This window comes from Mycobacterium sp. D16Q16, from assembly GCF_002013745.1.
Taxonomy (GTDB): Bacteria; Actinomycetota; Actinomycetes; order Mycobacteriales; family Mycobacteriaceae; genus Mycobacterium.
On record NZ_MAEY01000030.1, the window covers coordinates 53,335 to 60,696 of the forward strand.

Genomic DNA, 7,362 nt, shown 5'->3' on the forward strand with positions numbered 1-7,362 from the left:
CGACGGTCAGGACGGCGGCGAGACCGCGGTGATGCGGTGAATCGCGAAGTCGCGGATCCGCCCCGCCGCGGTGTCGAAGGCTGAGAGCTGCCCACCACGAACGCTGATCGGATTGACCACTCGCGAGGACGCCACCCCGGCCGGGTCCACGTACCCGATGAGCACGCTGGTCTGGGCCTTGGCGGACTGCTGCAACAGCGCTACCGCATGCGACGGCTCGATGCGGACGCCGTCGTGATCGCCCGCCGCGCGCAATGCCTTGACCACCGCCGCCGCCGCGGGCTCACTGAGCACCGGTGGCGTCCAGCCCATCCGGTGCGGCTGGGGAGTCACCCGGGCGCGGTGTGCCCGGAGTTCCACGATGGTTCCGGTGGCGTCCTCGGCGGCGGGGGCGAAGCCCGCCGCGCGCAGCCCAGCCACCAACTCGGCCAGCGGGGCCAACGACACCGCGACGGTTGGGGCCAGTAGCCGCAGCCCCAGATCCTCCGCCAGAACCGACGCCATCACCTGCGTCAGCAGGGCCACGTCATCGCAGCGCAGGAACGAGCTGGCCACACCGGCCCGAAGCTGTCCATGCCGTCGCGCGACATCGTCGATGAGATAGGTCAGCGATTGGGGGACAGGGGTTTTGGAGCGCGAACCGAAGAAGCTGTGCAGCGAGGTGGCGGTCCGCCCCGAATCCAGCGCACGCCGGATACTGGCGTCGCTGACCCGGAAAACACTTGCCGCCCCCGCTGATTCGAGGTCCGCCATCGCGGCCAGCTCGAGCTCCACGTCGCGTATCAGTGGGCCGGGTGCGACGACCGTCAGATCGGCCTGCACGAGGAAGTGGTCGATAGGAGCGGGTAACGCCTTCTCCATCGCGGTCAGCGTGGCCGCCTCGTCGCCACTGCTGTCCAGGAAGGTACGCACGTGTGTCGTCAACGCGCCACGCCCGATCACACCCAGCGTCGTCGCCTCGAACAACAGTGCCGTCACCGGCTCCACGCCCAGCCGTGCGCCCCAGCGCGGACGGCGCCACCGCATCACCCGGGATGTCTCTTCGGCCCGCAACCCCTCGCCGGGCTTCAGCTCGCCGAGGATCTCCAAGAGCAGCTTGCGGTCATGGGGCGCCGCCGTCGACCGTAGCGAATCCGAAAGGGCCGCTATCGGTTTGTCCTCGCTAGTGCGCTTTCCGATCAGATCGGGACGGGCCGCCAGCATCAACCACGCCGACATCAGCCGAAACCAGCGGGTCGCGGTCGGCAGTTCGGCGAAGCGGTCGGCCTGCGTGGTCGGCGCCCAATGCCAGCCCTCGGCGTCTGTCTGCACATCGGGGTCCCCCACTGCGATCAGCTCGGCGGCCGCCAGCACCTCCAGCAGCAGCCCCATCCGGGTGTCATCGATACCCGTCGCCTTCGCCAGTCTTTTGACCTCGCGCACGCCCAGGCCACCGCTGCGCAGCTGAGGAGCGGGGTTGACCCCGAGCTCATCGAGAAGTAGGCCCACTTCACGCAGCAGATCAAGTGCCGCCCCCGCGGCAGCGGCGTTGGCTTCGGCCTGGGTGGCCGTCGTCGTCTCGGTGGTCGGTGGCTGCAGCCGGTCGGGCTCCTCACCGCGGAGCAGCTGTGCCACGAACCGGGGCAACAGCACCGTCTCGTCGTCGATCCGCTGCAGCAGGCCGGCCGCGAGCAGCCGCTGTACCGGACGATCAGCCGGGGCATCGGGTGCGGCGTCCCGGGTTCGGCCGATGGGAGATCCCGTGATGAGGGCCTGCAGCAGCTCCATTCCGCGCTCGTCGGTCGCCGCCAACGCGGCGCGGGCCGCGTCGTAGGACTCGGGGGTCTGCTCGCTGATCACCTGGCCGACCACCCAGGGCAGCCCCAACCGTGTCTCTCCCGCCAGGTGCAGCTCGCGATTCCCCCACACCAGTGCCAGCTCGCGCAGCCGGTCCAGGGTGGCACGCACCTGCAGTTCAGTGGCGCGACCATCGACCTGGGCGAGCACCTCCGAGATCGGAGTGCCGGTGACGTCTGCGCGAGCCACTAGCAGCGCGTCGAGGACTGCCAAGGTCAAAAAGTCCAGGTTGTCGGTGGCCGCGCGTACCGACTGGCGCGACAGCGCCCGGCCCGCGAGGGCCGCCAGTGACCCCGGAGGTGGCGAGGCCAAATCGGGTCGCAACCGGACCAGCCGCACCAACTGTTCATCGGGCAGCTGGCGCAGCCAGGTAGCCAACGCCGCATCGTCACTCATCAGACACCAGCGTAGAGGCGGGTTGGGTTCGCCGTCGTGCTCCCGGCCTGCCACAATGGCTTCGTGGCTGACAAGAAGCAATACGTCGACAACGGCTGGCCCGCACATGTGGACGGTGAGCATGCCGTCTCCGAACTCGCGGCCGACCGTACCGGAGCCCTGTCACCCTTCGGCGACATCGAGTTCCCGGTGCAGTCCGTGCCCTATGTGCACCCCGTCACCGTCATCAACAAGTAACGGTGTCCGACGGTCTTCGCGATAGCGGCTCATCACCGCCTGACCGTCTCTCTCATATCGACGAGCACGGGTCCGCACACATGGTCGACGTCTCGGCCAAACAGGCCACCGCCCGCGAGGCGGTCGCGGCCGGACGCTTCGTCACCACTCCGGAAGTCCTGAAGCTGTTGGCCGACGGCACGCTGCCCAAGGGTGATGCCATTGCCACGGCCCGGCTGGCTGCCATCATGGCCGCCAAACGCACCAGCGAGCTCATTCCGCTGTGTCACCAGATACCGCTCACCGGTATCGACGTGGACTTCGAGATTGAGGCCAGCGCAGGATCCCTTCAGATCACCGCCACCGCGCGCACCAACGACCGCACCGGGGTCGAGATGGAAGCGTTGACCGCCGTGACGGTCGCCGCCTTGACCTTGCACGACATGGTCAAGGCCGTCGACCCGGCATCGCGCATCGACGACGTCCGAGTGTTGCGCAAAGAGGGCGGCAAGACCGGAACATGGACCCGACCCTGAGGTCTGCGCGGGTGATCGTGGCCTCCACTCGGGCGGCCACCGGTCAGTACCCCGACAAGACCGGACCAGTCATCGTGGAATGGCTTGGGGCACAAGATTTCCGTGTGGAGAAACCGATCGTCGTGCCCGACGGCGGCGCGGTGGGAGCGGCGATCCGCGCCGCGGTTTCCGACGGAGTTTCGTTGGTCATCACCACCGGCGGTACCGGGCTTTCACCCACCGATGCCACACCCGAACAGACCGCTCCACTGCTGGATTACCAGATTCCCGGGCTGGCCGATGCCATCAGACGCTCCGGGCTGCCGACCGTGCCCACCAGCATCCTGTCCCGGGGCGTGTGCGGAGTCGTCGGCCGCACCCTGGTGGTCAACCTGCCCGGCTCCACCGGCGGGGTGCGTGACGGACTTGCGGTGCTCGACGGCGTGCTGGGCCATGCGCTGGACCAGATAGCCGGGGGTGATCACGTATGAGCGCTAGCGTCTCCCGTGCGCTGCTGACCGCGGAACGCATCTCGCTGATTGAGCACGAGCAACTCGTCGATCACGAATCTGCCGGGGCCACGGTCGGATTCGTGGGCAATGTGCGTGACCACGACGGCGGCAAGACGGTGCTGCGGCTTGAGTATTCGGCACATCCGTCGGCCCAGCAGGTGTTGACCGACGTGGTAGAGCGCATCGCCGCCGAAGCAGAGGATGTGCGCGCGGTGGCGGTGAGTCACCGCATCGGCGCCCTGACGGTCGGAGAGGCGGCCTTCGTGGTGGCGGTCAGTGCCGACCATCGACGGCAGGCATTCGTCACGTGCCAGCGCCTCGTCGACGAGGTCAAGGCGGCGCTGCCGGTATGGAAGCACCAGTTCTTCGCCGACGGCAGCAACGAATGGGTGGGGTCGGCCTGAAAAATTCGGGCCCCGATTGGGGTCTGGTACCTAAAAACCCAGATCAGGGCGTTGGGGGTGCCGTGTGTGCGTTAGCTTCCTTAGTTCATGAGCACTTCCGTGCAACCGAAACACCGCGCCGCGGCGCCGGCGCCGCAGATCTTCCCGCACCCGGGTAAGCGCCCGGCACATCCCGCCGGTGATCCCTTCCACGTTCCGCCCGTCGGCTTCGAGGATGCGGCACCGGGAACTGTTCTGCATGCGCGCCCTGTGGACATCGGATTCTTGGGACTGCAGCGTCAGCGAGTGACCGCGTGGCAGCTGCTCTACCGGACTACCGATCCGCATGGTGTGCCAGAGGTTTCGATCACCACCGTGCTGGTGCCCGCCGGGCATGATCCGCGCTCGCCACGTCTGCTGGCGTACCAATGTGCGATCAACTCGAGCGAGCGATCCTGCTTTCCTTCCTACTGCCTGCTGCAGGGTGCGCGTGGACCCTTCGCCAACCCGCAGATCGAACTGCTGCTGATGGCCGCCGCGTTGCGCCAGGGCTGGATCGTGAGCGTCGCCGACCACGGCGGGCAGCCCGGGCGTTATGTCGTCGCGCGCCAGCCCGGTTACCACGTGCTCGACGGTCTGCGGGCCACGCTACGGTTCGCCGAACTGCGGCTCCCTGCCGATACGGCGATTGGATTGTGGGGGTACTCCGGTGGCGGGCTTGCCAGTTCGTGGACCGCGGAGATGGCACCGGACTATGCCCCCGAACTCAACATCGTCGCCGCGGCGTTGGGGTCGCCGGCCTCGGACCCCAGCAAGATTCTGCAGAGGGCCGACGGAGGGTTGTTCGCGGGGCTGGGCATCGCTGCGATCTCTGCTCTGCGCGGAAGCTATCCGGCATTGGATTCCGTGCTGACGAAACACCTTACGCATCAGGGTGAAAAGATCATGGCGACGGTACGGGGGCTCTCGACGGGTCAGGCCGTTGGGCGGTACGCGATGCGCAACTTCGATCGCTTTGTGGACCTGCCGATCGCCGAACTGATGGCGCTGCCCGATGTCGCCGCGATGAGCGAGGACCTCCGCTTGGGCAAGGTGGCGCCAACGTGCCCGGTGTACATCTACACCGCCATCCACGACCAGCTCGTCGGCATCGACGAGGTGGATAGGCAGGCTGACTTCTACGCCACCCACGGCACCGACGTCACGTACCGGCGTGACAGGCTCAGCGAACATCTATCACTGGTGATACTGGGCGCACCGGCCGCGCTGCGGTGGCTGGCGCAACGCCTCGAGGGCATGGCACCCGAATCCGGCACCCGCACCGTGAGATCCATGCTCGGCTCCACGCCCGCGCTGTGGACCATGGCGGTGATGTCGGCGGCGGCGGCCCGCGTACTCGCGGGCCGCCAGCTATAGTCCTACGCCCGTTCGGCGATGACCGTGTACACGGGGATGTAGAGCAGCGGATCGTCGAGATCCTGTTCCAGTCGCTCTAGCCGCTCGGGGTCTCCGCGGTAGGTGCCGCGAATCGCGTTGAGGAACTCGGCCTTTGGTGCCGCCATTGTCGTCGGGTTCAGCTGCAGCACCGTCCATCCGTTGGCGGGCAGCGCCTCTTCGATTTCCTCTGCCTGCTGTGCGTTCTGGAACGGGGTCGGGATGCCGTGCACGCTGGCCTGAGCGAAACACCATATATACCAACGTGCTCCGGGGCGTGCGGCCCGGTGCAGCGCGCTCGCGTACTTCGCGTGTCCCTCGTTGTCGAAGCAGTGGTACACGCCGCTGTCGATCACGGTGTCGAACCGTCCGTCCCAGCCATCGAGCTCGGTGGCGTCGGCGACCTGGAAGTCGACGGTGACGCCGGCTGCAGCTGCCCGGCCCTTGGCCTGTTCGATCGCCGAGGGGGCGAAGTCCAGTCCGGTGACGTTAAAGCCTTGCTGAGCCAGGTAAATGGCGTTGTCGCCAAGGCCGCATCCGATATCCAGGACGTCTCCGCGGATCGCGCCGAGCAGGGCCAGCTCCTTGATCCGTGGTTTGGCGTCCTTGGAATCCCACGGGATGATGGGCCCGCCGTCCTTGACGCTCTCTCGATAGAGATCCTCGAAGATGTTCTGGGTTGGTGCGGTCATGATGTTCAGACCCTTTCCGCGATGATGTTGAAGAACGGCATGTGGATGATGTCGTCGTCTAGCTGCTGGAGACGCTCAAGGGTCTTCTGTGCTTCTTCGGCCACGCCCGGCCGCTGATAACGCTCACGCATATCGGCGGGCATCTGTTCCGGATCGATGCCGGCCAGCGCGGCGCCGACGAATGCTGTCCGGGATCCGAGATATGTTGTCCGGCCGAAGTATTGGATGTTCCAGTTGGCTTCGGACAATACGCTGTTGATCTCTTCGGGATCTTGCACGCCGAACGGCATCGCGATGCCGTTCACGGTGCCATCGCCAAAGCAGGCGATGAACCAGCGTGCCCCCGGCCGGGTGGCCCGGTGCAGTGCCTTCGCGTACTGCTGATGGCCGGCGTGGTCGAAACAGTGATAGACGGCGCTGTCGATCACGGTGTCGAACTGCGCGTCCCAGCCGTCGAGCGTGGTCGCGTCGGCCACCTGGAGGTCGACTGTCACACCCGCGGCGGCGGCGCGTTGCTTCGCCTGCTCAATGGCCGAAGGGGAAAAATCCAGGCCGGTGACCGAGAGGCCTTGCTGGGTGAGATAGATCGAGTTCTCGCCGAGACCGCAGCCGATATCCAAGATGTCTCCGCGCAGCGCGCCGTAGGCGGCGAGCTCTTTGATCCGCGGTTGCGCGTCCCTGATATCCCAGGGCACGCCCGCCGCGGGAGCGCCTTCGAACATGGGTTTGCCGTTGTAGACCGCTTCGAATGCTTCGTGACTGGGAACGTCCGGGGGAGTGGTCGGTGCCGTCATGACCACCAACGTACGCCTCGAAGCCGGGACGTCAACCCCCTTGACAAGGGGCCTACACTTCCTGCCGAAAGGGTTACCCCGCAACGACAATCGCCCCGGCCGTGAGGGCCGGGGCGATTGTCTAGGTACGAGTTAGCGCTGTGCCAGGGCGAGGATTGCGTCGCTGGCCTTGACATCCTGCGTCTGCATGGCGAAGACGATGTCCTTGAGGTAGGACACTCCGCGACTGTCCTGAGGAGTGACATCGGTGGTGCCGGGAGGCAGGTTGTTGGGATCGGGCAGATGCCGCACCACACCGGCGACCGCATCAGGGTTCAGCGTCCCATTGGAGGCAACCGGACCGGCGTCGAACGCGGCCTTGCCGGCGGCAAATCCGATATCCGCCGCGTCCGGGACACCCGCGGGAAGCGGGATTTCGGGAGCTGCCGCGGCGGGTGCCGGGGCAGGCTCGGGGGCGGTGCGGGCTCAGCGGGCGCCGGGCCGGACTGGAACTCGTAGGGCAGCACCTGGTCCTCGGCGGCGGGGGCGTCGGGAGCCGGGAGCTGCTCGGGGGCGGGCGCCTCGTCGACGACAGGTGCCTCAGG

Annotated in this window: 8 protein-coding genes and 1 pseudogene; 5 read left to right on the forward strand and 4 right to left on the reverse strand. The window is 67.0% G+C overall.

The annotated features are described in order from the left end of the window. Positions 1–6: 6 nt before the first annotated feature. A complete protein-coding gene (locus B4394_RS24420) occupies positions 7–2,232 on the reverse strand; it encodes a helicase-associated domain-containing protein (RefSeq protein ID WP_139360436.1) in 2,226 nt (741 codons plus the stop codon). Between the two features lie 63 nt (positions 2,233–2,295). Here B4394_RS24420 and B4394_RS24425 point away from each other — a divergent pair, with 63 nt between their 5' ends. The 5 genes from B4394_RS24425 (at position 2,296) to B4394_RS24445 (ending at position 5,274) form a co-directional block, all read left to right on the forward strand. Then, on the forward strand, positions 2,296–2,469 hold the full coding sequence (locus B4394_RS24425) for a hypothetical protein (protein WP_099051525.1): 174 nt from the start codon (positions 2,296–2,298) through the stop codon (positions 2,467–2,469). 2 nt (positions 2,470–2,471) lie between these two features. After that, entirely contained in the window at positions 2,472–2,984 is a 513-nt protein-coding gene (gene moaC / locus B4394_RS24430) for a cyclic pyranopterin monophosphate synthase MoaC (RefSeq protein WP_078312884.1), read from the forward strand. Continuing rightward, positions 2,969–3,454: a MogA/MoaB family molybdenum cofactor biosynthesis protein gene (locus tag B4394_RS24435; RefSeq protein ID WP_078312883.1), complete on the forward strand. Its 486-nt coding sequence runs from the start codon at positions 2,969–2,971 to the stop codon at positions 3,452–3,454. The genes moaC and B4394_RS24435 overlap by 16 nt, the downstream gene beginning before the upstream one ends. Next, the gene (locus B4394_RS24440; protein ID WP_078312882.1) at positions 3,451–3,879 is read left to right on the forward strand and encodes a molybdenum cofactor biosynthesis protein MoaE; all 429 of its coding nucleotides are present in this window, start codon (positions 3,451–3,453) and stop codon (positions 3,877–3,879) included. Before B4394_RS24435 ends, B4394_RS24440 begins: the two co-directional genes overlap by 4 nt. Before the next feature lie 87 nt (positions 3,880–3,966). After that, positions 3,967–5,274 carry a lipase family protein gene (locus B4394_RS24445; protein WP_078312881.1) on the forward strand — a complete coding sequence of 436 codons (1,308 nt, stop codon included), beginning with the start codon at positions 3,967–3,969 and terminating at the stop codon, positions 5,272–5,274. 2 nt (positions 5,275–5,276) lie between these two features. Here B4394_RS24445 and B4394_RS24450 read toward each other — a convergent pair whose 3' ends face one another. The 3 genes and pseudogenes from B4394_RS24450 to B4394_RS24460 all read right to left on the reverse strand — a co-directional run. After that, entirely contained in the window at positions 5,277–5,984 is a 708-nt protein-coding gene (locus tag B4394_RS24450; protein WP_078312880.1) for a class I SAM-dependent methyltransferase, read from the reverse strand. A 5-nt stretch (positions 5,985–5,989) separates the two neighbouring features. Continuing rightward, positions 5,990–6,784: a class I SAM-dependent methyltransferase gene (locus B4394_RS24455; protein WP_078312879.1), complete on the reverse strand. Its 795-nt coding sequence runs from the start codon at positions 6,782–6,784 to the stop codon at positions 5,990–5,992. A 126-nt stretch (positions 6,785–6,910) separates the two neighbouring features. Continuing rightward, positions 6,911–7,362, reverse strand: a pseudogene (locus B4394_RS24460) (transglycosylase family protein); the annotation flags it as partial.

Bases quoted from the DNA above. Each gene is read 5' to 3' on its own strand.
- B4394_RS24445 (WP_078312881.1), top strand. From the start codon at position 3,967: ATGAGCACTTCCGTGCAACCGAAACACCGCGCCGCGGCGCCGGCGCCG.
- B4394_RS24435 (WP_078312883.1), top strand. From the start codon at position 2,969: ATGGACCCGACCCTGAGGTCTGCGCGGGTGATCGTGGCCTCCACTCGG.
- B4394_RS24440 (WP_078312882.1), top strand. From the start codon at position 3,451: ATGAGCGCTAGCGTCTCCCGTGCGCTGCTGACCGCGGAACGCATCTCG.
- B4394_RS24420 (WP_139360436.1), bottom strand. From the start codon at position 2,232: ATGAGTGACGATGCGGCGTTGGCTACCTGGCTGCGCCAGCTGCCCGAT.
- B4394_RS24450 (WP_078312880.1), bottom strand. From the start codon at position 5,984: ATGACCGCACCAACCCAGAACATCTTCGAGGATCTCTATCGAGAGAGC.